Genomic DNA, 21,965 nt, shown 5'->3' with positions numbered 1-21,965 from the left:
GCACTTGCTTCGGCAGTTGCTCCCGCAGCAGCGACGCCGGTCTCAGAAATCCCCGTGCAGCCGCCCGGAGAAGATCGACACCGGGCCGCGGTCGGCGTTGTAGGCGGGGTTGCTGACGAACTGATAGTCGGCGGTGAAGGTCAGGTATTTGTTGATCGAGTAGGCGTAGTAGGCCTCGACGATAGCCTCGCGGCGATAGTTCAGCGCGCCGTCGCCGATCAAGGGACCGAAGCCGCCGGCGGCGAGGAAGGCGCGGTGGTCGCGTGACAGGCCGTTGCTGACGCCGGCGATGCCGATGGTGTCGTCGGGGCGGCCCCAGCGCGTGCCCCTGATGGAGGTGCCGAGCGACAGGCTGCTGTCGATGTCAGTGAACGCCATGATTTCGGTCTTGCCGTCGTTCCAGCTCCAGCGCCCGAACAGGCCGACGTCGTCGGACAGCGCCTGGTCGAAGCTTATGACATAGCCGAACTTGGATCGGCCCCGGCGGGTCTGGCTGATGTCGAGGTTGAGCGCGAGATTGTCGAGAGTCTCGCGATAGCTGCCGGCGAACACGCTGTTGAACCAGCCGATGGTGCGCAGATGGCCCGGCTGCGAGAACAGCTGATAGCGCGTCTCCAGCTCGACGACGTATTGGCCGCGCCGGAATACGTTCGTGTCGAAATTGTTGGAGTTCGACACGGCGTCCATCAGGAAATAGCCGGCGCGCAGCGCCCAGTTCTTCTGGTTGAGCTCGGCCGTGGCGCCATACGTTAGGCCGAGCTTGTCGGCCGCATAGTCGAACGCGCCGGGCGCCCACACCGACCAGTTCATGAAGTCCTTGCGGGTGTCCTTGGCGTAGGCGTTGCCGTCGAACACGTCGAGCACGGCGAACTTGCCGATCTGAAACGTGAGTCGAGAGACGTCCTGCTTGCCGGCGAGCTGCAGCTGGCCGCTGCCCAGCGTTTCCTGCTCGCCGCCGAAGCCGAAGGTCTGGCGCAGGAACAGCCGCGACGTGTTGTAGTGCGGATAGGGGAAATCGGACTTCTGCGCTTCGCCGTTGGGGAAGCCGCCGACACCGACGGTGTTGCTGAGGCCGAAGCCCTGCAGCAGCTCCGGATTGTAATAGACCTCGCCGCCGTCCCACAGCCGCGCATTGAGATACAGGCTGTTGCTCCAGGTCTCCTGGAACTGGCGCGCCGGGGTCAGGCTGTTGGTGCCGGTGTAGGCGGCGCGGAACGCCGGATAGCCCTGGCCGATGACGGTCGCCTGGCCATGAATTTCCCAGCGATCGGATTCGGGATCGGACGGATCGCTCTTGAGCTTGATGTCGGGACCATCGGCGAAATCGAGCTTGCGGTTGAGGCCGACGCGCAGGGTCTGGAATTCGAGCGCAGAATTGTAGCTGGCGCCGTTGGAGAAACGGACGCCGCCGTTCTCGAAGTGGCTGTAGAGATATTCGAGGCGCCAGCTCCAATGCGGCGCAAAGCCGCGCTCGATGCCGGCGCCCGCGACCCAGCCGAGCCGGGTGGCCAGCAGCTTCTCGTCCTCGCCGGCGGCATTGGTGTTGATGAAGCGGCCGCCGGTCCAGGCGAGCCCGCCGGTGGCATAGACCAGCCAGTCACCGCTGACGTAGCCGACACGGCCGCGCGCGGTGGCGACGTAGTCCCACAGCTCCTGGGCGCTCGACTGCGCCGTGGCCAGCCTGGCGACGGTGTGATTCGAGGTGAGGTAGTTCGGAAAGCTGAAATCGCCCTCGAGCCCGAGCAGCAGCCCGGAGCGGGTGACCCAGTTGTAGCCGGCCTGCGCGCCGCCCGTGAGCCCGCTGAACGGGCTGCCTGAGCTGACCACGCCGCTCGGGTCGGTGAGGGTCGCCTGGGCATGGTCACGGGTGTAGCCGGCGTGGACACCGACATAGAGCCCGGTCCAGTCGAACACCGTCTGCGCCATCCGCGCCTTGAGCGGCAGGTCGGCGGCAGCGGCTGGCACGGCGAGCGGGCCGAACAGGGCGATCATGGCGCCGGCCACGATCGTCTCCCTGGTGCAGTTCGAGCGGATCATGGCGGCAGATTCCCAAGGCAAGGCACACGACACAGGCAACGTCACAACTGATTGCCCGCGCACAGTCACGAGAAGATTACGGAGTAGCCGATGTTCAATCGGAAATGTGGACCAGCTGCGGCGATTTGTGGATGATTTCTATTGCGATTAATTTGCATCTGCAAGATAGGCGAGGCTTGATGTCAATTCCGTTCGGTGGCTGTGACATCCATGCAACAAAAAGCCCGCCCGGGGCGCCCGGGCGGGCTGATGAGACGCGGATGAGAGGAGGCGGGACACCCGCGTCAAAGAGCGGGGAGCAAGGCGGTGCCGGACAAGCGAGGTGGGGAGCGGGCCTCGGACTGGGCCTTGGCCCGGCGGTTCGGCGAGGCGAACGCCGGAGCATCAATAGCCGCAGGCCCTGACGCGGCCGACATACTGGCCGTAGACATTGTATTGCGGCACCCAGCGGCAGTAGCGGTAGCCGCCGCCGTAATACGGGCCCTCGTTGCTGGCGGCGATGGCGCTGCCGACGACGGCGGCTCCGACGAGGCCGGCTCCGACTCCCCAGCCCCAGCCGTGATGGAAACCGTGGGCGGCGGCAGGCGTGGAGGTCGCGGCGATGGTGCCGGTGACGGCGAGCGCGGCAAGCGCGAGGGCGGCAATCCTGGTCTTGATCGACATGATGGAGGCTCCTGTTCTCAGTTGGGGCGGCCGTTCCTGGCCGCTTGCCAATTGGACGAGGGCTTCTCGAAAGCGGTTCGAATCGACTGATTGGAACTCGGGTGGGGTCAAAATTATCTAGTAATTGGAGAGGCTTGGGGTCGATCTAGCGGCCCGCGAGAGGGCCTGCGCCGAGTGTGTTCACGTCGAAGTTATCGATATCCTCGAGCAGCGCACAGAAGGCGCGCGCGCCGTGGTCGAGCACGCGCTCGCCCTTCTCGGCCGAGGCCTGGGTGGCATCGCCGACCGCGCCGCTGGGATTGAGATCCTGCGTCTGCCAGGCCATCGGTGCCGGCCGCTGCGTCGACAGCACGCGGTTGTTGGCTTCCATCGCCGCGCCTGACGATGCGAAATTCGCGATCGCGTCGCTGCGCACCAGCGCCGGATGGCAGGCCTGCATGATCGAGGTTTCGACGGCGCCGCCATGGATGCCGTGGCGCAGCTCGTCCGCTGAGAACAGGCCATTGGGCGTGCCGAAGCGCGACCAGGACGTCGTCACCACCAGCATGCGATGGGCCGCGCGCAGGTCCTGCGCCACCAGCGTCATCGCGGCGCTGTTGCCGCCGTGGCTGGTGACGATGACGAGCTTCCTGATCCCGGCGCGGGCGACGCTGTCGCCGATCGCGCGCCAGCTCTTCAAGGCAACGCTGGTCGGCAAGGTCAGCGTGCCCGGATAATCGACATGCTCGGTCGAGATTCCGATCGGCTGCACCGGCAGGACCGTCACCGGCAGTGCCGGCGGCAGCAGCGCGCGGACGCGGGCGAGATAGGCCTCCGCGATGTAGACGTCGGTGCCGAGCGGCAGATGCGGCCCGTGCTGCTCGGTCGCGGCGAGCGGCAGCACCGCGATCCAGCTGGTGGCGTCAGACGTTCCCAAAGCGGGCCAGTACAGCTCGGTCCAGTCGCGGGGCGGCAGGGTCATCGCGCGGGCCATTTCCTTCGTCGGTCGGGCAGGGTAGTTATCGCTCGATCGATCTTAACATGTTCAGCCAGAAACAACCGGGGAGACCAGACATGGCGCAGGCGCTTCTGTCGCGAACGTTAATGGCGGCGCTGCTGGTCGCGGCTGGGATGGTCTCGGCGGCCACGGCCCAGACCCTGGACAAGGTGTCGTTCGGCACCAACTGGGTCGCGGAGGCCGAGCATGGCGGCTTCTTCCAGGCGGTCGCCGACGGCACCTACAAGCGCTACGGGCTGGACGTGACGATCGTGCCGGGCGGTCCCAACGAGAACAACCGCATGCTGCTGATCTCCGGCAAGCTCGAGTTCTTCATGGCGGCGAACACGCTGATGTCGTTCGATGCGGTCGCCAACAACGTGCCGGTGGTGTCGATCGCGGCGATGTTCCAGAAGGACCCGCAGGTGTTCCTGACGCATCCGGAGTCCAGGATCACCAAGCTTGAAGAGCTGAAGCCGCTCACCCTGTTCGTCTCCAAGGAAGGCATCTCCAGCTACTATCAATGGCTGAAATCGGAATACGGCTTCTCCGAGAAGAACGTCCGGCCCTACACCTTCAATCCGCAACCTTTCATCGCCACCGCGCAGAGCGCGATGCAGGGCTACGTCACGTCGGAGCCGTTCGCAGTCGAGCGCGCCGCCGGTTTCAAGCCCGGCGTGATCCTGCTCGCGGACAACGGCTTCAACACCTATTCGACGCTGATCGAGACGCGGCGCGACCTGATCGAGAGCAAGCCGGACCTGGTGCAGCGCTTCGTCGATGCCTCGATCATCGGCTGGTACACCTACATCTACGGCAACAATTCCGCCGGCAATGCGCTGATCAAGAAGATGAACCCGGAGATGACCGACGACCTGCTGGCCTATTCGGTCGCCAAGATGAAGGAGTACGGCATCGTCGATTCCGGCGACAGCGTCGACAAGGGCATCGGCGCCATGACCGACGAGCGCGTCACCAGCTTCTTCGACAAGATGGTGCGCGCCGGCGTGGTCAAGCCGACGATCGACTATCGCAAGTCCTACACGCTGCGCTTCGTCAACAAGGGCGTCGGCGTCGATCTCAGGCCGAAGCAATAGGTCGCATTGCATCGACGCCGTCGGCAGATGAGCTCGTCCCCTTCATCCGAGACCGTGACCGACATTGCGGTGCGCCTGCGCGGCGTCACCAAGGTGTATGAGTCCGGCGTCGCGGCGCTCGGGCCGATCGATCTCGCGATCGCCAAGGGCGAGTTCGTGTCGCTGCTCGGCCCCTCCGGCTGCGGCAAATCGACCGCGCTGCGCCTGATTGCGGGCCTGGTGGCGCCAAGCGCCGGGACGGTCGATGTCGCCGCCTCGTCAGAGGCGCATCCCGGCGATCGCGTCGGCTTCGTGTTCCAGGAGCCGACCCTGATGCCCTGGACCAGCGTGCGCGACAATGTCGGCCTGCCGTTGAAGCTCGCGCGGGTGCCGGCCAGCCAGGCGCGTCCGAGGATCGATGCGGCGCTCGAGCAGGTCGGCCTCGCTGATTTTGCCGACGCCTTTCCGCGCGAATTATCCGGCGGCATGAAGATGCGCGCCTCGCTGGCGCGCGCGCTCGTCACGCACCCCGGCATCCTGCTGATGGACGAGCCGTTCGCAGCGCTCGACGAGATCACGCGCTTCCGCCTCAACAATGATCTGCTGGAGCTGTGGCGCAGGCTGAACATGACGGTCGTGTTCGTCACCCATTCGGTGTTCGAGTCGGTCTATCTGTCGCAGCGCGTGCTGGTGATGACGGCGCGGCCCGGCCGGCTCAGCGCCGAGATCAGGATCGACACCGACCAGCGCGATGATGCGTTTCGTGCCTCGCCGGTCTATGCCGATTGCTGCCGCCGTGTCTCGGATGCGCTGGCACCGGCCTATACCGGAGTGCATGCGCTGTGAGCATGCAGGGTCGAGAATCGTCCGTCTCGGGCGCGCGGCTCGCGAGCCTCGCCTTTCCCGCGATCGTGTTCGTCGCTGCGATGACGGCGTGGGAGCTGGTGGTGCGCCTCAACGGCATCCAGCCCTATGTGCTGCCCGGGCCGCTGCTGGTGCTGAAGACGCTGGTTGCCGATTGGGACATTCTCGCGCAATCGCTGCTGACGACCCTGATCACGACATTCGAAGGCTTCATCGCCGCAGCGCTCGGCGGCATCGCGCTGGCGCTGTTGTTCAACCAGTCGCGATGGCTGGAATGGGCGTTGTTTCCCTATGCCGTGGTGCTGCAGGTCACGCCTGTCATCGCGATCGCGCCGATGCTCCTGATCTATCTGCCGCAGCAGACGGCGGTGGTCGTGTGCGCCTGGATCGTCGGCTTCTTCCCGGTGCTGTCCAACACCGCGCTCGGCCTCAACTCGGTCGATCGCAATCTCGCCGGGCTGTTCCAGCTCTATGGCGCCTCGCGCTGGCAGACCTTGCGCTATCTGAAGCTGCCGGCAGCGCTGCCCTACATTCTTGGCGGCCTGCGCATCGCAGGCGGCCTATCGCTGATCGGTGCCGTCGTTGCCGAGATCGCGGCGGGCAGTGCCGGCGCCGGATCGGGTCTCGCCTATCGCATCGCGGAATCCGGCTATCGACTCAACATACCCCGCATGTTCGCAGCGCTGGTGCTGCTGTCGGTCGCCGGGATTGTCATCTATGGTTTGCTGGCGCTAGTTTCGCACCTCGTTTTACGGCGCTGGCATGAGAGCGCGCTTGGAAAGGATAACTGATGGCGGCGACTTCGTCCGACAAGATCGATGTTCTGGTCTATGGGCCGCTGCGGCCGATCCTGGAGAAAGGGTTCCCGGACAGCTTCAACGTGCACCATGCGACGACGCAGGCCGATCTCGAAGCGCTGCCGGCGGACGTGAAGGGTCGCATCCGCGGCATCGCCGTGACCTTCCACACCGTCAAGACCGATGCCGCCGTGATGGCGATGCTGCCGAAGCTGGAGATGATCGCAAGCTTCGGCGTCGGTTATGACCACATCGCGGCCAGCCACGCCGGCCAGCACGGCATCATCGTCACCAACACGCCGGACGTGCTCACCGAGGAGGTCGCCGACGTCGCGCTCGGCCTCCTGATCGCGACCTGCCGCGAGTTCATCAAGGCCGATCGCTTCGTTCGTTCGGGCGAGTGGAGCGAGAAGCCCTATCCGCTCAGCGTCGGCTCGCTGCGCGACCGCACCGTCGGCATGGTCGGCATGGGCCGCATCGGCCAGGCGATCGCACGCCGGCTCGAAGCGTCGCTTGTTCCGGTGGTCTATCACTCGCGCAACCCTGCCGCCGGCGTCGCCAACAGGCATTATCCCGACCTGCTGCAGATGGCCAAGGACGTCGACACGCTGGTCGTCATCGTGCCCGGCGGCGCCGGCACCAACAGAATCGTCAACGCCGAGGTGCTGAAGGCGCTCGGACCGCGCGGCGTCGTCGTCAACGTTGCCCGCGGCTCGGTGATCGACGAACAGGCTTTGGTCGAAGCGCTGAAGTCCGGCACCATTCTCGGCGCCGGCCTCGACGTGTTCGAGAAGGAGCCGGCGGTGCCCGACGAGCTCAAGGCGATGGATAACGTCGTGCTGCTGCCACACATCGGCTCGGCTGCCATCGTAACCCGCAACGCGATGGATCAGCTGGTGGTCGACAACCTCAAGGTCTGGTTTGCCGGGAAGCCGCCGCTGACGCCCGTTCCGGAAACGCCGGTGAAAGGCCGCTGATGACACGTGCTCTCCCGCTCCTGATCGCGCTGCTCGCAACGGTGGCGAGCGTCCCTGCCGTTGCGCAGGATGCGACCAGCCTGAAGAAGGCGATGATCGGGCAGTGGGAGCTCGCGACCACCGAGCGCAGCAAGACCTGCGTCGTGACCTTGAAGCCGGACGCCGCGCCGCGTGGGCAGAAGCTCGAACTGGAGCCGAGCTGTGCCGCGGCGCTGCCCTTCACCAAGGACATCGCGGGCTGGAACGTGAAGGGCCTCGACATCGTCAGCCTCCAGGCCGCCAATGGCGAGGCGGTGATCGACTTCACCGAGGTCGAGGCCGGCATCTTCGAAGGCCTGCGCCAGGGCGAGGGCGTCTACATCCTGCAGAACCTGGCGGCGGCGCGATCGCTGGCCAAGTCGATGGACCAGATGATCGGCGACTGGGCCATGGTCCGCGGCAACGGCGCCACGATCTGCAGCCTGGTGCTGACCAACAACGACGCCGGCAATGACAACTTCCAGGTGTTCGTGAAGCCGAAATGCGATGCCACGATCGCGGCCTTCGCGCCGACGATGTGGCGGCTCGAGCACGGCCAGATGATGCTGATGTCGGCCCGCGGCGAGACCTGGCGCTTCGAGGCCGACGACAATGCGCAATGGCGGCTGGTGCCGGACAGCGCCAACCCGCTGATCATGCTCCGGCAGTGAGAGGCGGCGGCCTGGATCGGCGGCGGCTCGCTCCGAAACAGGGTTAATACGGTGTTGCCGTCAAGATCCTGCTAGTGGAACTTGTTGTTTACGCATCTTTCGTCTGATGGTTGCGCTCATCCAGGGGAGCCAGCCATGCGGGAGTTGTTGCGCGGGTTCGCGAAGTCGCTGCCGTCGTTCAGCCTGAACGACAAGATCTCGGCCGCGGCTGCCGCGTTTGCCGCCCTCGTGCTGCTGTCGACCGTGGTGTCGCTCACGGCCTTTCGCGAGCAGCGCGCGCTCTACGGTCGGCTCGAAGCCCTCTCCGCCGCCTCCCGCAACATCGAGCGCATCAATGGGCTGATCTATGCCGTCGTGATGGAATCGCGCGGCATCTATATGTCAGCGGACCGGACGACGGCGCGGCGCTACGCCGATTCGCAGCTCGCCAAGCTGCAACAGCTGACCAAAATCGCCGACGAATGGCAGAACCAGATCACCCCTGACGACGGGGCCCGGTTTGCCCAGGCCAAGCAGCGCCTCGACCAGTTCATCGCGTTCCGCACCGACATGGCGCGCCAGACCATCTCGGTCGGCTCGACCGCGGCGCGCGAGCTCGGCGACAATGACGAGAATCGCGCGGCGCGAACCGCCCTCAACGACGAGCTCGATCAGGTGTCGCGCGCCTATGCCGAGTGGATGAGCGAGCTGGACCAACTCGCCGACGCCCGCGGCGCGGCCTACTTCTTTCTCGGCACGCTCGGCGCAGTCAAGATCATGCTGCTCGCGACGGCGGTGCTGGCGCTCCGCCACGGTGTGCTGCGGCCGCTTCTCGATATCGCAAAGGTCACCGACCGGATCACCGCCGGCCGCATCAAGCTGCGGATCCCGCATTCGAAGCGCCAGGACGAGATCGGGCGCGTGGCGCGGGCGGTCGAGGCCTTCCAAAACGGCGTGTTCCGCATCCAGGAGCTCGAGCAGCACGAAATCGAATTCGAGCGCCAGCACGCCGATATCCTGCGCGAGCACGTGCGGCTGGAGCAGGGCGCGTTGAGCACCCAGCAGCGCCTTGATGCTGCGATCGCCAGCATGGCGCAGGGTCTGATCATGCTGGACAGCTTCTGCTACGTGCTGATGGTCAACGATCAGTATCGCGCGCTCTATAACCTGCCGGCCTCGATCGCCCGGCCCGGTGCCCATGCGCGCGACATCCTCGCGCATCGTGCCAAGATGGGCCTGCTGCGCGAGAAGCCGTCCGAATATCTTGCCGCGCTCAGGCAGCGCATGAAGGAGGGTCGGCCGTCCACCGTCGAGGTCGATCTCGGTGATGGACGCGTCATCCGGGTGTGCGAACGTCCCGTACAGGGCGGTGGCTGGATGGCGACGCACGAGGACTTCACGGCGCAGCGTCGCAACGAGCGAATCCTGGCGCGCGCTGAATACTTCCTCGCGGCGCTGCTGGAGAACATTCCCCAGGCGGTGGTGGCAAAGGATGCCGAGTCGCTGCGCTATGTGTTCGTCAATCGCGCCACCGAAGTCCTGTTCGGCCTGCCGCGGTCCGAGATCATCGGCCGCGCCGCGCGCGACTTGTTTCCGGAGCCGACATGCACGCTGATCGAGAACTTCGATCGCCAGCTGCTTAGCGACGAGACCGATCAAACTCCGAAGTCGCACAGTGTCGAGATGCCCGGCAACCGAATCCGTGAGGTGGTGGTGCGCAGACTGCGGGTCTCGATCGGCGAGGGCGAACCGAAGTTTCTGCTCAACATCATCGAGGATCGCACGGCAGATCAGCGCGCTGCGGCATGACGCCGGACCGCAGGAGTCCGGGATGTCCCTGCCTTGACGTCGCCTTGATCTGCATCAAGAACGGCCGGACCGGGTCAGATAACAAGCTCGGAACGGAGGCCTATCCATGACCCGACGCCTGGGGATTCCCTTTGCCGCCCGCCTGAGTGCCGCAGCTCTGCTGGTGCTCGCAACCGTCGCGCCGCTGCATCAGGCGGCTGCGCAGGACGTGCTCGGTGGCGCGATCCTCGGTGGCGCCGGCGGTGCCATTCTCGGCGGCGCGATCGGCGGTGGACGCGGCGCTGCGATTGGCGCCGTGATCGGCGCCGGCACCGGAGCCGCGATCGCAGCCGACGGCGAGCGGCGCCGGGGCGGCTACTACGCCTATCGCAATGGTTGCTACCTGCAGCGCGGTGACGGCGCCTATGTCCGCGTCCATCCGCGCTACTGCTACTGAGCCGTTCCCGATCAGCCTCTTCGGATCAGCCTGAGTATCATCGGACTGCGCGGCGAGCTGCGCAGCCGATCATTTGAGCGCGCGCTCCAGCGCGGCCATGACGCGCTGGTCGTCGCAATGCGCCACGTTGAAGCGCATCATCGCGGCAGCTGATTGCGCTGCGCTGAACACGTCGCCGGGCGCCAGCACGACGTCGTGCTCCATCGCCGACCGGGCGACCTCGATCGCCGTGCATCCCTCCGGCAGCCTGCACCACAGATGAAAGCCGCCGCGCGGCATCAGCCACGGCGTGATGCCGAGGCGTTGCAGCCGGGCGGCCACGCGCGGCCGCGCCCGTGCCAGCCGCGAGCGCAGCTCCTCGATGTGCTTGCGATAGGAGCCGCCGGTCAGCACCTGGGCCAGGGTCTCGGCGGCGAACTGGCCGGGGCCGCCGAAGCCGGTTGCGATCTGCAGATCGATCAGCGGCTCTATCCAGTCCGGCTGCGCGGCGATGTAGCCCGACCGCACCGAGGCCGACAGCGTCTTGGAGAAGCTGCCGATCAGGATCACCCGCGCCAGTCCGTCGAGCGCGGCGAGCCGCGGCGACGGCTCCGGTTCGAAATCGCCGTAGATGTCGTCCTCGATGACGATCATGTCGTGCGCGGCGGCGGCATTGAGCAGCCGATGCGCGGTCTGCAGCGACAGTGTCGCGCCGGTTGGATTGTGCAGGCCGGAATTGGTGATGTAGAGCCGCGGGCGTTCGGCTGCGAGCACCGCCTCGAAACGGGCGATGTCGGGCCCGGCGGGCGTCATCGGCACGCCGACGATCCGCGCCTGGTGCGCGCGCAGCAGCGCCAGGAAATTGAAGTAGCAGGGATCGTCGACCAGCACCGCGTCGCCCGGGCGCAGCAGCATCCGGCAGATCAGGTCGATCGCCTGCGTGCCCGACGACGTCAGCAGGATCTGCTCGCTCGACGTGTCGATGCCAAGGCTGGCGAGCCGGGCCTGCAGCACCCGCCGCAATGCAGCCGATCCGCGCGCGGCGCTGTAGTCGGTCAGCACGGCGCCATCGCTGCGTGCCAGCGCGCGGACCGCGCGCCGCAGCGCGTCCTGCGGCATCCAATCCGCCGGCAGCCAGCCGCAGCCCGGCGTCAGTGTCGCGGCATCGGCATCGAGCGATTGCCGCGACACCCAGAACGGATCCACGGCGCGCGGCCGGCGTGGCTCGCCCGCGGCCAAGGCGAGCGGCGGCAGCGCGGTGTCGGCGACATAGAAGCCGGATCCGCGGCGGGCGCGGATCACGCCCTCGGCCGCAAGCCGGTCATAGGCCTCGACGACCGTGGCCGGCGAGACGCGCATCGCCGCGGCAAAGGCGCGGATCGAGGGCAGACGCTGGCCGGGACCGAGCGTGCGCGCCACCAGCCGCTGCCTGATGGCCTCGACGATGGCAGCGGTTCGGGCGCCGCCCCGGCGCAGATCTGGTGTTGCGGAGCTCAACTGTGTCGGTCCAATGTCAGTACAGTTTGGGCAGATTGTATCGATCTGTGGCTCCCGCAACAAGGCGCGTCCCGATAAGACGGAGGCCGGAGGATTGCAGGATGAAGGGATCGGTCGAGGGCTGGGGCAGCGGCGCGCTGGGGATGACGATCTTCAGCGGCTCGTTGCCGGCGACGCGCGCGGCGCTCGAAGGCTTCGCGCCGCTGTTCCTGACCGGGGCCCGCGCGACGCTGGCGGCGGTGCTGGCCGCGCTCTGTCTCACATTGTTCCGGCAGCCGCTTCCCGGCCGGCGCGATCTCCCGTCGCTCGGCATCGTGTCGCTCGGCGTGGTCATCGGGTTTCCGCTGCTGACGGCGCTCGCGCTGCGGCACATCACCTCGGCGCATGCGATCGTCTTCATCGGCCTGCTGCCGCTCTCGACCGCCATGTTCGGCGTGCTGCGCGGCGGCGAGAGGCCACGGCCGCTGTTCTGGCTGTTCGCTGTGCTCGGCGCTGCAGCCGTCTCCGGCTTTGCGTTGTCGCAGGATGACGCCGCATCCCCGCTGGGTGACCTTGCAATGATCGCAGCCGTGATCGTCTGCGGGCTCGGCTATGCCGAAGGCGCGATGCTGACGCGGCGGCTCGGCGGCTGGCAGGTGATCTCCTGGGCGCTGGTGCTGTCGGCCCCCGTGATGCTGCTGCTATCGCTGATGACCCTGCCGGCCGGGCCGCAGGCCATCACGGCTGCGGCCTGGCTCGGCCTCGCCTATGTCTCCGTCTTCAGCATGTTCATCGGCTTTGCCTTCTGGTACCGCGGCCTCGCGCGCGGCGGCACCGCGACGGTGGGGCAGCTGCAACTGCTGCAGCCCTTTCTCGGCCTCGCCTTCGCCAGCCTGCTGCTGCATGAGCCGGTGTCTGCAACGATGCTCGGTGCAGCCGGGGCCGTCGTGCTCTGTGTCGCGTTGGCGCGGCGATGGGCGTGAGCCGAAGATCATTTCCGGCGATAGAGGCCGGTGAAGCTGACACCGGCGCCGCCGCAATCATTGTTGTCCTCGACCAGCAGCCATGCTTCGACGCGCTGCAGACGAACGCGGCACTCGTCGCCGGCGTTCGGCCGCTCGAACGGCGTGCTGCCGTCGTCGACGAAGGCGATCAGGCCTCCCTTGGGCTCTGCGGTGGCGCCGAGTGATCCGTTGCGCAGCTCGCGTCCGGCCGGCAGCACCTGATCGCCTTCGATCCGGAGCGCGCCGCCGGCGCCTTTCCTGATCGTCAGTCCCCCTCCAGGATGCTCCCAGCTGCCGATCCACTCGGACATCGCAGGCGCGGCCATCGGCGCAATGGCGGCGAGTGCCGCGCGCGGCAGCCAGCCGGTGGTCCAGATCTGCGCTTTGGCACGCGGAGCCTGGTAGCTGACGCAGGTGAAGTCACCGCGGGTCCTGCCGACCAGCACGAGGTCGCCGCTGACGAGATAGGCCTTCTTCCGGCAGGCGTCGGTCGAAGCGGGGCATGCGGCAGCCTTGAAGTCGTCGTCGTACGGACTCTTCACGAAGTTGACGCGTGGTGTCCCGTTCACCTTGGCGACGGTGAGCGGCCGCGCGTCGTCCCAGCCGATGCCGTTGCAATTGGCCGGATCGTTGGCATCGTAGGCGGACGCTGCCGTCGGGCCGAGAAGCCCGAACACAAGCCCGATCAAAGCCGCGCGCATCTGGCAGATCCCTGTTCATGCATCACCACAGTCTAGGTGATCGCCAGGGGGCAGTCGGTTCAAGCTGGCGGCGACGCCGGCTGATCCGGGGCAGTAACCTACATCAACCCCGAGCCCTTGAGGCTGGTATGCCCGTTCTTGCCGACGATGATGTGGTCGTGGACGGTGATGCCGAGCGGCTTGGCGATGTCGACGATCGTCTTGGTCATGCGGATGTCGGCCTGCGACGGCGTCGGGTCGCCGGACGGATGGTTGTGCATGAGCGTAGCGCCGCAGCTATGTAATTGAAGAATAACGGATTTAGCAGGCCGACCATCAAGCGGGGGACGGAGAGTGGGGACGGTAGTGCACGCCAAATCGTGATCATCACGCCTGATCAGGCCCAGTCATCGGTGATCGTCCTGGCGCACGGCAGGACACCATGTTTCTCTTGTCCCAAGCATCGAGTTCGCCAACCGGATATAGGACCGCTTTCCCGATTTTGACGAAGGCGGGTCCGACGCGCATCGCTCGCCAGTTGCGAAGGGTCCCGACGCTGACCGCGCCACGGTAGCGCTCCGAGACTTCCTCTGGCGTCAGATATTTTCGATCGTCCATTGCCGCACTCCCGATCACGCGACCATGAATTCAGTAATTCACGGTCCTGACCGCTCTCGGAAGCTGGATGCATTGTCGATAGTGAAAGAGAAGGCTAACGGCCACGCAAAGGCGTATCGTCCACGTCAACCCGAGATCGAGCCGAATATTTCGACGAGATCGAGCACGTGAAAATCACGAAGGACATGCTCGAGCCGAAGGACCTCCGGAAGATCCTTCTCGTCAGCCCGGATCGAGCTCGGAACTCGGACCCGCGGCGTTTTCACAGAGTTAGGGTCAAAAGCGACCGTCACAGCGCAATCGCGTTTTGGTCCGCTTTCCCTCCAACACCGGACGCAGCCGGCGTCGGTGGCAAGGTCAGAGATGGACCAGAAGCGGAAGTATCCGCGAGAGTAGCGGATGCCCGAGGCATTTGCCGCGCTCCAGAAGTCGAGTAAAAATCCAATCAGAACTCGTAGCCCTTCTGACCGATGGCTTGCCAGTTGCACCAACTTGTGCTCGGGGGCATGTTTTTAGAGTCCTACGCCACTTGTACGGTTCTCTATCTGAGCCAACAATCGGGAGGCACGAACAAGGTCTTGCGTACCAAACCCTTCGGTGAATTCGCCAAAAATCGGAGCGAGCAATTGAACCGCGTCTATCTCGCGGTTTGTCGCCGCCCAATGAGCGGCGAGGTCGGTGGCGATCCGAAGCGCGAAAGTTAACGCGCCGATAGCGCGAGCTTCAGCCAGCGCCTCCTTTAATAGCTTTTCAGCGCGGACTGTTTCGCCATCCTCAAGAAGGATAGATGCATTGACTCGCTGAAGTTCCGAGCGGCACCAGCGCTCGCCCTGCCTTTCCTGATAGTCGATGGCGCGCGTGACGGCGTCACGCGCTTGCGCGATCCGCCCTTGCCGCAGATAAGCACGAGCGAGGAAAGCCAGATAGCTGCCGATCCGCATCAGAAAGCGGCATTCGATCAGTTCGTCAATCGCGGCCCGAATATCCTCCACCGCGCGCGGATCGCTGCGCAATTCGCGCAGGCAGGCGGAGAAATAGCGCTCGACCGAAACCCAGCGCCAGATGCGCTCGCGTTCCAGATTGCGACGCAGGCGTTCCGTGAACATATCGAGCGCGTCAAGATCGCCGATTTCAAGCGAGATAGGAAGTGCGGCGAGCCCAAGTGCGTTCGACTGCGACACCCAATGGCCACCGCGGTCCGCAGCATCAACGGCCTCACGCGCCAGTCGAGCGGCGTAGTCGGCCTGCCCCTGCATCCACACTACAAAAGGCATGTTGGTGCGGACGGTGATGAAGCGGTAGACCTCATTCGCATCCTTGCGCGAACGCCCCCGGACTAGCGAATGGGTTGACGCGAGACGATCGAGAACCGGGCGGCTTTTGCTTAATTCGCCGGCGAAGGCGTGGGCCCAGGCCAGGGCCTTGTCGGCTTCGGATGTCGCCGTCGAATCGGGGTCTCGGTCGGCCAGCGAGGTGGCCTCCTCGAGATAAGTGATGGCACGTGCGATCTCGCCGATCTGGAGCAGATAGAACGCAAAACCCGTCAGCGCGCGCTGCTGAAGGTCGACACTGTCAGCACGCCTTGCGAATGCGATTGCGTCAAGCCAGGTGACTTCGTTCTCGTTCGAACTCTTGCGGGCGTAGAAGAGGCTCCATCCGAGGGCACAGGCGAGCTTTGCCTTGGACAGATCGTCGCATGGAACGCGCTTGGCCAACGCGAGTGCGACCTCCAACCGCGCTTGCGCCTCCGACAGGATGGAGGTCTCCGACCACAGGGTGATCGCAGCAACCGCAAGCCTGATTCCGAGGATGTCATCGCCCTGCTCGCCGAACGACCATGAAAGCGCACTTCTCAAATCGGCAATGCGGCCAAGGTAGCGCTCGGTCCAATCGGTCGGCTCGCGCCATTTCCAATCCTCCTCGGATTGCTCGAACAGCGCAGCCATGCGCTCCGCATGGCGGCGCATCGCCCCGCTGCACGCCGGATCGCCCCGACGCCGCTCGGCGGCATAGCGACGCGTGCTATCGAGCAGCCGGTAGCGCAGGCTCGCGCCCCGCGCTACCGCGCTCAACAGTGATTTGGCGACGAGACTGCCGAGTGCGGTCGCGACGTCGATCGGCGTGAGACCTGCCGCTTCCGCGACGAAGACCGCATCCTCGTGCTCGAACCCGTCACTGAACACTGACAGCAGGGCGAAGAGCCTGGCTTCCGTCTGCGACAGCAGCCGGTAGCTCCAATCGATCGTTGCCATCAGGGTTTCATGGCGCGGCGGCCCGGCGGCGGCCCCGGTCGCGCTAAAGCCAAGCCTCTGATCGAGGACGACCAACAGCTCCCGCGGGGTGAACCTGCCGATCTGGGCGGCAGCCAATTCGATGGCTAGGGGAAGCCCGTCCAGCGAATGACAGACCGCTGCGATGGCGTCGCAATCCTCGTCGACGAACTCGTAATCCGACCATTCGGCGGCGCGTCGAACGAACAACTCCACCGCCGGGAATCTGACGGCCTGATCCACCGACAGCCCAAGGCCTGAACTCGGAGCAGATAGAGAGCCAAGCCGCACGACGTGCTCAGTGGTGGTGCCGAGCGGCTCGCGACTCGTGGCAAGCAGCCGGGATGGCGATGTGTCCGTCATGAACTTGCTGGCAAAGATCGTGGCGGCTGGCAGCACATGCTCGCAATTGTCGAGGATGAGCAGCATCTGCCGCGGCCTCAGATAGTCGAGGACAGCAGCCAGCCCCATGTCCGTATTGCCTCGGATACCGAGTGCCGTCACGAGCGCCGCGCCGAACAGAGTAGGATCGGAGATTGTCGCGAGATCGATGAAGCAGACGCCGTCGCGATACCTTGACACGAACGCCTGGGCGACGGCCAGGGCTACGGTCGTCTTACCGATCCCTCCTGCGCCGGTCAGGGTCACGTGCCTGTCCTCGGCGAGCAGATCGGCGATTTCAACGATATCGGCTTCGCGGCCGACGATGCCGCGCGGCGATGGCGCATGCGAAAGCGGGAGCGGATCGGCCAGCGCAGGCTCCCCCTCGATCTCGCCGATGCCGACCCGGACATCGGCGATGAACTTGTACCCACGCCGCGCCACGGTCGCGATGTAGATGGGCTCGATCTGGGTATCTCCCAGCGAGCGCCGCAAGCTCCACATATTGACCTTAAGATTGCTGTCGTGGACGAACGTGCCCGGCCAGGCTGCCGCCATCAGCTCGTTCTTGCTGACCAGCTCGCCGCGGCGCTGCACCAGCAGCCGCAAGAGCTCGAAGGCGCGTCCGCCAATCTTGACGGGGCGCTCGTCTAGAAGAAGCAACTGACGGCCGGGGACCAGTCGAAACGGGCCGAAGCTGAATGTCAGCTTCTGTCGAGGTGCGCCCCGTTGCCGTCTGGCCGTCCGCATTTCGCATTGCCAATCGATCGAAGAGATCGCTTGGTATTATCATGCACTGCAAACTTGTTGAAGTGAGCCGTTCTGACTTTCACGACCGCTGCGCAAAACCACGCGGGTGTGGCTATTTTTTTGGCTTGCGAAGAACCGCTGTGCTCACAATCTCGACGCTTCATTGGTCGGAACCTCGGCGAACCACCCTCTCACACCCACTTCAACCGGGGAGCGGAGCTGCGGAGTTGACGAGCGCCTGCGAGCGCAGCTCGCGCCAGAAATCGACGGGGACGACTTCCTCGAGCGCGGCGCGATCCTCGGCAATGCGGCCTGGACGGCTCGCGCCGGGAATGACGGCAGCCACCACCGGGTTAGCCAGCACGAACTGGAGGCCCGCCGCCTTCATGCTGATGCCGTAGCGGTCGGCGATTGCCTTGATCCTCCCCACCTTGTCGATGATTTCCGGGGGCGCCGGCGCATATTCAAAATTCGGGCCGCCGACGAGCGCGCCCGAACTGTAGGGGCCGCCGACGACGATCGCGAGCTCATGCTCCGCAACCATCGGGATCACACGCTGAAGCGCCCTCGCATGGTCGAGCAGCGTGTAGCGGCCCGCGAGAAGGAAGCCGTCGGGGCGCGGCTCTTCCAGCGCCAGCAGCAGTTCGATCGGCTCGACCCGGTTGACGCCGAGGCCCCACGCCTTGATCACGCCTTCGTCGCGTAGCCGGTCGAGCGCCTTGAACGCCCCCTTGCGTGCGCTTTCGAACACCGAAAGCCATTCGTCGCCGTAGAAGTCCTGCGCCACGTCATGCACGAAGGCGATGTCGATGTGGGAGGTCGCGAGCCGCTTCAGACTGTCTTCGATCGAGCGCAGCGTCGCGTCTTCGGAATAGTCGTTCACAATCTTGTTCGGACGCCCGTATTTGAACACATCCCCCTTCTCGCCGAGGTCGCGGGCGCCGACATCCTCGATCTCGTCCAGGATCAATCTTCCGACCTTGGTGCTGACGACATAATCGCTTCGCGGCCGGTCGGCGAGCGCGGCGCCCATGCGGATCTCGGCAAGACCCGCGCCATAGAAGGGCGCGGTGTCGAAATAGCGGATGCCGTCGTCCCAGGCCGCACTCACCGTCGCGAGCGCTTCCTGCTCCGGGATGTCGCGAAACATGTTGCCGAGCGGCGCCGCGCCGAAGCCCAATCTTCCCGGCAGAATATTCTTGAGGGCCATGTTGCGTGTCCTCGTCTGCGACAGGCAAGTCCGCCCGTGCGCGGCGCCGCCCGTCTCATTCGGTCGCGGAGGTATCCGCGCTTCTGATGAAGGCCGCGACCTCGCGCGGATGCGACAGCATCACCGCGTGGCCGCTTTTGATCTCCGTCACCTTCGCGCCCGAGCGCTTGGCCATGGTGCGCAGCCAGGTCGGCGGGATAATGTGATCCTCCATCGTGACCATGTAATAGGTCGGCTTGGTCTTCCAGGCCACGCGGTCGACCTTGGACTGCACCGCCTGCAATCCAAACGGCAATTGCGCCGCAGCCATGAAGCGCGCGGTCGCAGCGTCGACGCCGCCGGCGAAAGAGGTCGGGAATTTGTCGCGGTCGACGAAGATAAAGTTGCCTTCGACGACGAGCGGACCCTTTTGCTCGCCGGCGGGCACTGAGCCTTCCGACAGCGTGCTGACAGACTCTCCGGCGTCGGGAGCATATGCCGCGAGATAGACAAGGCTCTGAACCTTCGGATTGTCGCCGGCCTCCGTGATGACCATGCCACCATAGGAATGTCCGACGAGGATGACCGGATGCCGCGCCTTGGCGATCACGCGTTCGGTCTCCGCGACATCGTCACGAAGCGAGATCGTCGGCTGCTGGACGACGAGCACTTCATAGCCCGCATTCGAGAGAATGTCGTAGGTGTCCTTCCAGCCCGAGCCGTCGACGAAAGCGCCGTGGACAAGGACGATGGAAACGGTCTTCTCGGCGGCCACCGCGGGGACGGCCGTTGCGATCGACATTGCAACAAGCGCGGAAATAAGCGGCTTCATAGCAGGCTCCGATCCTTGATACGGCGACATTGCCGTTTGATGAGCTTCATTAGCGCAGCTGAGAAGTTGCGGTATTCCCGATTCCTGCGCGACGATGGACGCATCTTGCTCATCTTCGATGAGAGCAGCTTTCGAAGCGGCGGTGCGCGTGCTCCAACCTTTTGCTTTGCTTGCCTTTTACTTCTTTTAACCGTGCCGCCTCTGGACTTCGCTATCGGTCCTTGTGAGAAATTCAGGATCGGCGTGGCAGCGGGCCGGGGCTGCACTCATTTACCGGATGGAATGATCGCTCTCTTGCGATACGGGGCCGGGATTCGCCGCAACTTGCGGAGGTCGTGATGGCGCTCGTGACTCATGGAGATCAGAAGTACCAGAACAGCGAGAAGCTCGCGGCGGCCAACGATTGGCCAGGGCTGAGCATCGAACATCGCAAGTTCGAAGCGGGGCGCCAGGCGACGCCGGTGCCTATCTGCACCGAACTGGTGATGCTACTGTCCGGCGGCGGGATGGTGTGTCGCACCGGCAACGGTGAAGTCCAGAAAAGCCTCGCGCGCCCCGGCATGAGCTACCTCGTTCCGGTCGGGACGCAGGAGAGCCATCTCGAGCTTTCGGACCGGATGGAGTGTCTTCACCTCTACCTCCCGCCGGCGCTGCTGGACCAGAGCGCGCTTGCGGACTTCAATATCGATCCGGCAAGGATCGAGATCGCCTACGCCCACGGTCTGACGGACCAGGTGCTCTTCCACATCTGCTCGCCGCTTCGGGATCTGCTTCATCGTCCGCGCCAGTCGACTGACGCGCTGTTCGTGGAGGGAATTCAAGTCGCGCTTGCAGCGCATCTTCTGGGCAACTATACGATCGACCGCTGGCGTGCGCCCGACAGGTCTCCGTCGCTCGATCCACGGCGCCTGCAGCGCGTGCTCGATTATATCGAGTCGTCTCTGGGAGACGAAATCAGACTCGAGGATCTGGCGGCTCAGGCCTGTCTCAGCCCCTATCATTTCTCCCGGCTGTTTCGCGAGGCGACGGGATTGTCACCGCACCGATACGTGACCGATCGGCGCGTCCAGGCTGCGCGGCACGAGCTCGCGCGCAACCGACTGTCGCTGGTCGAAATCGCCCTGGAGTTCGGTTTTGGCTCGCAAGCAAACTTCACGCGCGTCTTCCGCAAGGCCGCAAGCCTTACGCCGGGGCAGTATCGCGAGTTGTGCTGCGGCCAGATCGAGGTGAATGCCGATCGTTCCGATGCGGAGTACCGCAGGGATTGCTCATGATCCCGCAGGATTCGGAAATACGGTTCTGGGCCGCGCGGGTAGTGTCGTTGCGGCGCTCTTCGACTTTATGGATACCTCCAGGAAACGAATCATGACTCAACACGTCCTGTTTATCGTCAGCAACGCAGCGGTGATCGGCCCGCAAAATCGTAAGACGGGCTTCTTTTTCGCCGAGGTCGCGCATCCGTTCGATGTTCTTGACAAGGCAGGCATCGCCGTTGAGTTCGCTTCCTTGAGAGGCGGATGGACGCCCTACGATGCCTACGACGAGAAAGATCCTGCGGAAAAGGCCTTTCTTGAAAGCAAGGCTTTTCGCCGCCTCAATCGCAGCCGCAAACTTGCCGAGGTGGATGCTGCGGATTTTGATGCCATTCTCGTGCCCGGCGGGCTCGGGCCGATGGTCGACATCCAGCGTAACCCCATCGTTCAAAATGCAGTCGTGCGCGCCTGGAGCACGGGAAAATTCGTGACGGCCGTTTGTCACGGTCCGTGCGCGCTTCTCGGGGTGGACCTTGGCGATGGCAAGCCATTCGTGCAGGGCAAGAAGCTGACTTCGTTCTCGAAGAAGGAAGAGTACGACTACGCGCGCGAAGATGTTCCCTACGAACTTGAGGACGCCCTGCGGGCAGAGGGCGCCGAATATACGTCCGTGGCAAACTGGGAACCTCACGTTGTCGTCGATGGACGTCTCATCACCGGCCAGAATCCCGCCTCAGCCGGGCGCCTGGCAAAAGAGCTGCTGGCAGCACTGAGAAAATTATAAGACAGGCAGCCGAACATCGCCTGGCTGAACTGAAGCCAGCAGTCACTCTGAAAAGTTTTGGTCGATCGCGATGCCGTCGAAGATTACTGCTCTTCTGGTTGCTCACCCCGGCAAAAGCGATGAGCTGAGAGAACTTCTGGTCGGCCTTGCGCCGCATTGCAGGGCAGAGCCCGGTAATCTGCGTTGGGACGTTTGGCGCGACACTTCGAACGATCATCATTACGTCCTTGATGAGCTCTACCGAGATATCACTGCGGTCGAAGCACATCGCGCCTCGCAACATTACCAGGCCTACTTGGCCAGGGTTCCCGAACTGGCCGAACGTACGGCAGTAATCGCGGAATCCGTAGACGTGAGATAATCGGGTTTGAGGAACGACGTACCGTATAAAGGAGTTGCCATGCGCCTTTCTTGCGCGACTCTCATCGCCTTAACCATTGTAAGCG

Annotated in this window: 21 protein-coding genes; 11 read left to right on the top strand and 10 right to left on the bottom strand. The window is 64.6% G+C overall.

What is annotated here, in order from left to right:
- Window positions 1-42 precede the first annotated feature (42 nt).
- The 3 genes from S58_RS34030 to S58_RS34020 all read right to left on the bottom strand — a co-directional run bounded on the left by S58_RS34030 (window position 43) and on the right by S58_RS34020 (window position 3,673).
- A complete protein-coding gene (locus tag S58_RS34030) occupies window positions 43-2,037 on the bottom strand; it encodes a carbohydrate porin (RefSeq protein WP_015669982.1) in 1,995 nt (664 codons plus the stop codon).
- Window positions 2,038-2,421: 384 nt separating this feature from the next.
- On the bottom strand, window positions 2,422-2,700 hold the full coding sequence (locus tag S58_RS34025; RefSeq protein WP_015669981.1) for a hypothetical protein: 279 nt from the start codon (window positions 2,698-2,700) through the stop codon (window positions 2,422-2,424).
- Between the two features lie 145 nt (window positions 2,701-2,845).
- Window positions 2,846-3,673 carry a creatininase family protein gene (locus S58_RS34020; protein WP_015669980.1) on the bottom strand — a complete coding sequence of 276 codons (828 nt, stop codon included), beginning with the start codon at window positions 3,671-3,673 and terminating at the stop codon, window positions 2,846-2,848.
- 80 nt (window positions 3,674-3,753) lie between these two features.
- On the opposite strand from S58_RS34020, the gene S58_RS34015 reads away from it, so the two are divergent.
- The 7 genes from S58_RS34015 (at window position 3,754) to S58_RS33985 (ending at window position 10,303) form a co-directional block, all read left to right on the top strand.
- Window positions 3,754-4,773, top strand: coding sequence for an ABC transporter substrate-binding protein (locus S58_RS34015; RefSeq protein WP_015669979.1), 1,020 nt, complete (start codon window positions 3,754-3,756; stop codon window positions 4,771-4,773).
- Window positions 4,774-4,800: 27 nt separating this feature from the next.
- Window positions 4,801-5,598: an ABC transporter ATP-binding protein gene (locus S58_RS34010; RefSeq protein ID WP_015669978.1), complete on the top strand. Its 798-nt coding sequence runs from the start codon at window positions 4,801-4,803 to the stop codon at window positions 5,596-5,598.
- Between the two features lie 2 nt (window positions 5,599-5,600).
- Window positions 5,601-6,407: an ABC transporter permease gene (locus S58_RS34005; RefSeq protein WP_015669977.1), complete on the top strand. Its 807-nt coding sequence runs from the start codon at window positions 5,601-5,603 to the stop codon at window positions 6,405-6,407.
- Window positions 6,407-7,390 (top strand): 2-hydroxyacid dehydrogenase, encoded by a 984-nt coding sequence (locus S58_RS34000; RefSeq protein ID WP_015669976.1) that lies wholly within the window; start codon window positions 6,407-6,409, stop codon window positions 7,388-7,390. Before S58_RS34005 ends, S58_RS34000 begins: the two co-directional genes overlap by 1 nt.
- A 92-nt stretch (window positions 7,391-7,482) precedes the next feature.
- Complete coding sequence (locus tag S58_RS33995; RefSeq protein ID WP_042341083.1) at window positions 7,483-8,079, top strand: AprI/Inh family metalloprotease inhibitor; 597 nt, start codon at window positions 7,483-7,485, stop codon at window positions 8,077-8,079.
- Window positions 8,080-8,214: 135 nt separating this feature from the next.
- Window positions 8,215-9,867, top strand: a complete 1,653-nt coding sequence (locus tag S58_RS33990; RefSeq protein ID WP_015669974.1) for a PAS-domain containing protein — start codon at window positions 8,215-8,217, stop codon at window positions 9,865-9,867.
- 106 nt (window positions 9,868-9,973) lie between these two features.
- A complete protein-coding gene (locus tag S58_RS33985) occupies window positions 9,974-10,303 on the top strand; it encodes a hypothetical protein (protein WP_015669973.1) in 330 nt (109 codons plus the stop codon).
- A gap of 69 nt (window positions 10,304-10,372) precedes the next feature.
- On the opposite strand, the gene S58_RS33980 is transcribed toward S58_RS33985, so the two are convergent.
- The gene (locus tag S58_RS33980) at window positions 10,373-11,779 is read right to left on the bottom strand and encodes an aminotransferase-like domain-containing protein (RefSeq protein WP_042340412.1); all 1,407 of its coding nucleotides are present in this window, start codon (window positions 11,777-11,779) and stop codon (window positions 10,373-10,375) included.
- Window positions 11,780-11,880: 101 nt separating this feature from the next.
- Here S58_RS33980 and S58_RS33975 point away from each other — a divergent pair, with 101 nt between their 5' ends.
- The gene (locus S58_RS33975; RefSeq protein ID WP_015669971.1) at window positions 11,881-12,741 is read left to right on the top strand and encodes a DMT family transporter; all 861 of its coding nucleotides are present in this window, start codon (window positions 11,881-11,883) and stop codon (window positions 12,739-12,741) included.
- An 8-nt stretch (window positions 12,742-12,749) separates the two neighbouring features.
- On the opposite strand, the gene S58_RS33970 is transcribed toward S58_RS33975, so the two are convergent.
- The 6 genes from S58_RS33970 to S58_RS33955 all read right to left on the bottom strand — a co-directional run bounded on the left by S58_RS33970 (window position 12,750) and on the right by S58_RS33955 (window position 19,482).
- Window positions 12,750-13,463, bottom strand: coding sequence for a hypothetical protein (locus tag S58_RS33970; RefSeq protein ID WP_015669970.1), 714 nt, complete (start codon window positions 13,461-13,463; stop codon window positions 12,750-12,752).
- 98 nt (window positions 13,464-13,561) lie between these two features.
- A complete protein-coding gene (locus S58_RS39400) occupies window positions 13,562-13,819 on the bottom strand; it encodes a JAB domain-containing protein (protein ID WP_277996601.1) in 258 nt (85 codons plus the stop codon).
- 10 nt (window positions 13,820-13,829) lie between these two features.
- Window positions 13,830-14,060, bottom strand: coding sequence for a helix-turn-helix domain-containing protein (locus S58_RS39260; RefSeq protein ID WP_083938734.1), 231 nt, complete (start codon window positions 14,058-14,060; stop codon window positions 13,830-13,832).
- Between the two features lie 512 nt (window positions 14,061-14,572).
- Complete coding sequence (locus tag S58_RS33965) at window positions 14,573-17,461, bottom strand: ATP-binding protein (protein ID WP_015669968.1); 2,889 nt, start codon at window positions 17,459-17,461, stop codon at window positions 14,573-14,575.
- Between the two features lie 202 nt (window positions 17,462-17,663).
- Window positions 17,664-18,671, bottom strand: coding sequence for an aldo/keto reductase (locus S58_RS33960; protein WP_015669967.1), 1,008 nt, complete (start codon window positions 18,669-18,671; stop codon window positions 17,664-17,666).
- Between the two features lie 55 nt (window positions 18,672-18,726).
- Entirely contained in the window at window positions 18,727-19,482 is a 756-nt protein-coding gene (locus tag S58_RS33955; protein ID WP_015669966.1) for an alpha/beta fold hydrolase, read from the bottom strand.
- A 338-nt stretch (window positions 19,483-19,820) separates the two neighbouring features.
- Between S58_RS33955 and S58_RS33945 the strand changes: the two genes are divergently transcribed.
- The 3 genes from S58_RS33945 (at window position 19,821) to S58_RS37060 (ending at window position 21,880) form a co-directional block, all read left to right on the top strand.
- Complete coding sequence (locus tag S58_RS33945) at window positions 19,821-20,756, top strand: helix-turn-helix domain-containing protein (RefSeq protein ID WP_015669965.1); 936 nt, start codon at window positions 19,821-19,823, stop codon at window positions 20,754-20,756.
- 91 nt (window positions 20,757-20,847) lie between these two features.
- Window positions 20,848-21,519 carry a type 1 glutamine amidotransferase domain-containing protein gene (locus tag S58_RS33940; RefSeq protein WP_015669964.1) on the top strand — a complete coding sequence of 224 codons (672 nt, stop codon included), beginning with the start codon at window positions 20,848-20,850 and terminating at the stop codon, window positions 21,517-21,519.
- A 70-nt stretch (window positions 21,520-21,589) separates the two neighbouring features.
- The gene (locus tag S58_RS37060) at window positions 21,590-21,880 is read left to right on the top strand and encodes a putative quinol monooxygenase (protein WP_083938732.1); all 291 of its coding nucleotides are present in this window, start codon (window positions 21,590-21,592) and stop codon (window positions 21,878-21,880) included.
- The last annotated feature ends 85 nt before the right edge of the window (window positions 21,881-21,965 follow it).

Source organism: Bradyrhizobium oligotrophicum S58 (assembly GCF_000344805.1).
Classification (GTDB): domain Bacteria; phylum Pseudomonadota; class Alphaproteobacteria; order Rhizobiales; family Xanthobacteraceae; genus Bradyrhizobium; species Bradyrhizobium oligotrophicum.
This window is presented reverse-complemented; position numbering and strand designations above follow the sequence as displayed.

Excerpts from the sequence above, each read along its gene's own strand:
- S58_RS34010 (WP_015669978.1), top strand. The coding sequence starts at position 4,801 with ATGAGCTCGTCCCCTTCATCCGAGACCGTGACCGACATTGCGGTGCGC.
- S58_RS33960 (WP_015669967.1), bottom strand. The coding sequence starts at position 18,671 with ATGGCCCTCAAGAATATTCTGCCGGGAAGATTGGGCTTCGGCGCGGCG.
- S58_RS34000 (WP_015669976.1), top strand. The coding sequence starts at position 6,407 with ATGGCGGCGACTTCGTCCGACAAGATCGATGTTCTGGTCTATGGGCCG.
- S58_RS33975 (WP_015669971.1), top strand. The coding sequence starts at position 11,881 with ATGAAGGGATCGGTCGAGGGCTGGGGCAGCGGCGCGCTGGGGATGACG.
- S58_RS33995 (WP_042341083.1), top strand. The coding sequence starts at position 7,483 with ATGATCGGGCAGTGGGAGCTCGCGACCACCGAGCGCAGCAAGACCTGC.
- S58_RS39260 (WP_083938734.1), bottom strand. The coding sequence starts at position 14,060 with ATGGACGATCGAAAATATCTGACGCCAGAGGAAGTCTCGGAGCGCTAC.
- S58_RS33990 (WP_015669974.1), top strand. The coding sequence starts at position 8,215 with ATGCGGGAGTTGTTGCGCGGGTTCGCGAAGTCGCTGCCGTCGTTCAGC.
- S58_RS33965 (WP_015669968.1), bottom strand. The coding sequence starts at position 17,461 with ATGCGGACGGCCAGACGGCAACGGGGCGCACCTCGACAGAAGCTGACA.
- S58_RS34030 (WP_015669982.1), bottom strand. The coding sequence starts at position 2,037 with ATGATCCGCTCGAACTGCACCAGGGAGACGATCGTGGCCGGCGCCATG.
- S58_RS34020 (WP_015669980.1), bottom strand. The coding sequence starts at position 3,673 with ATGGCCCGCGCGATGACCCTGCCGCCCCGCGACTGGACCGAGCTGTAC.
- S58_RS33945 (WP_015669965.1), top strand. The coding sequence starts at position 19,821 with ATGGCGCTCGTGACTCATGGAGATCAGAAGTACCAGAACAGCGAGAAG.
- S58_RS33970 (WP_015669970.1), bottom strand. The coding sequence starts at position 13,463 with ATGCGCGCGGCTTTGATCGGGCTTGTGTTCGGGCTTCTCGGCCCGACG.
- S58_RS34005 (WP_015669977.1), top strand. The coding sequence starts at position 5,601 with ATGCAGGGTCGAGAATCGTCCGTCTCGGGCGCGCGGCTCGCGAGCCTC.
- S58_RS33955 (WP_015669966.1), bottom strand. The coding sequence starts at position 19,482 with ATGAAGCCGCTTATTTCCGCGCTTGTTGCAATGTCGATCGCAACGGCC.
- S58_RS34025 (WP_015669981.1), bottom strand. The coding sequence starts at position 2,700 with ATGTCGATCAAGACCAGGATTGCCGCCCTCGCGCTTGCCGCGCTCGCC.
- S58_RS33985 (WP_015669973.1), top strand. The coding sequence starts at position 9,974 with ATGACCCGACGCCTGGGGATTCCCTTTGCCGCCCGCCTGAGTGCCGCA.
- S58_RS33940 (WP_015669964.1), top strand. The coding sequence starts at position 20,848 with ATGACTCAACACGTCCTGTTTATCGTCAGCAACGCAGCGGTGATCGGC.
- S58_RS34015 (WP_015669979.1), top strand. The coding sequence starts at position 3,754 with ATGGCGCAGGCGCTTCTGTCGCGAACGTTAATGGCGGCGCTGCTGGTC.
- S58_RS37060 (WP_083938732.1), top strand. The coding sequence starts at position 21,590 with ATGCCGTCGAAGATTACTGCTCTTCTGGTTGCTCACCCCGGCAAAAGC.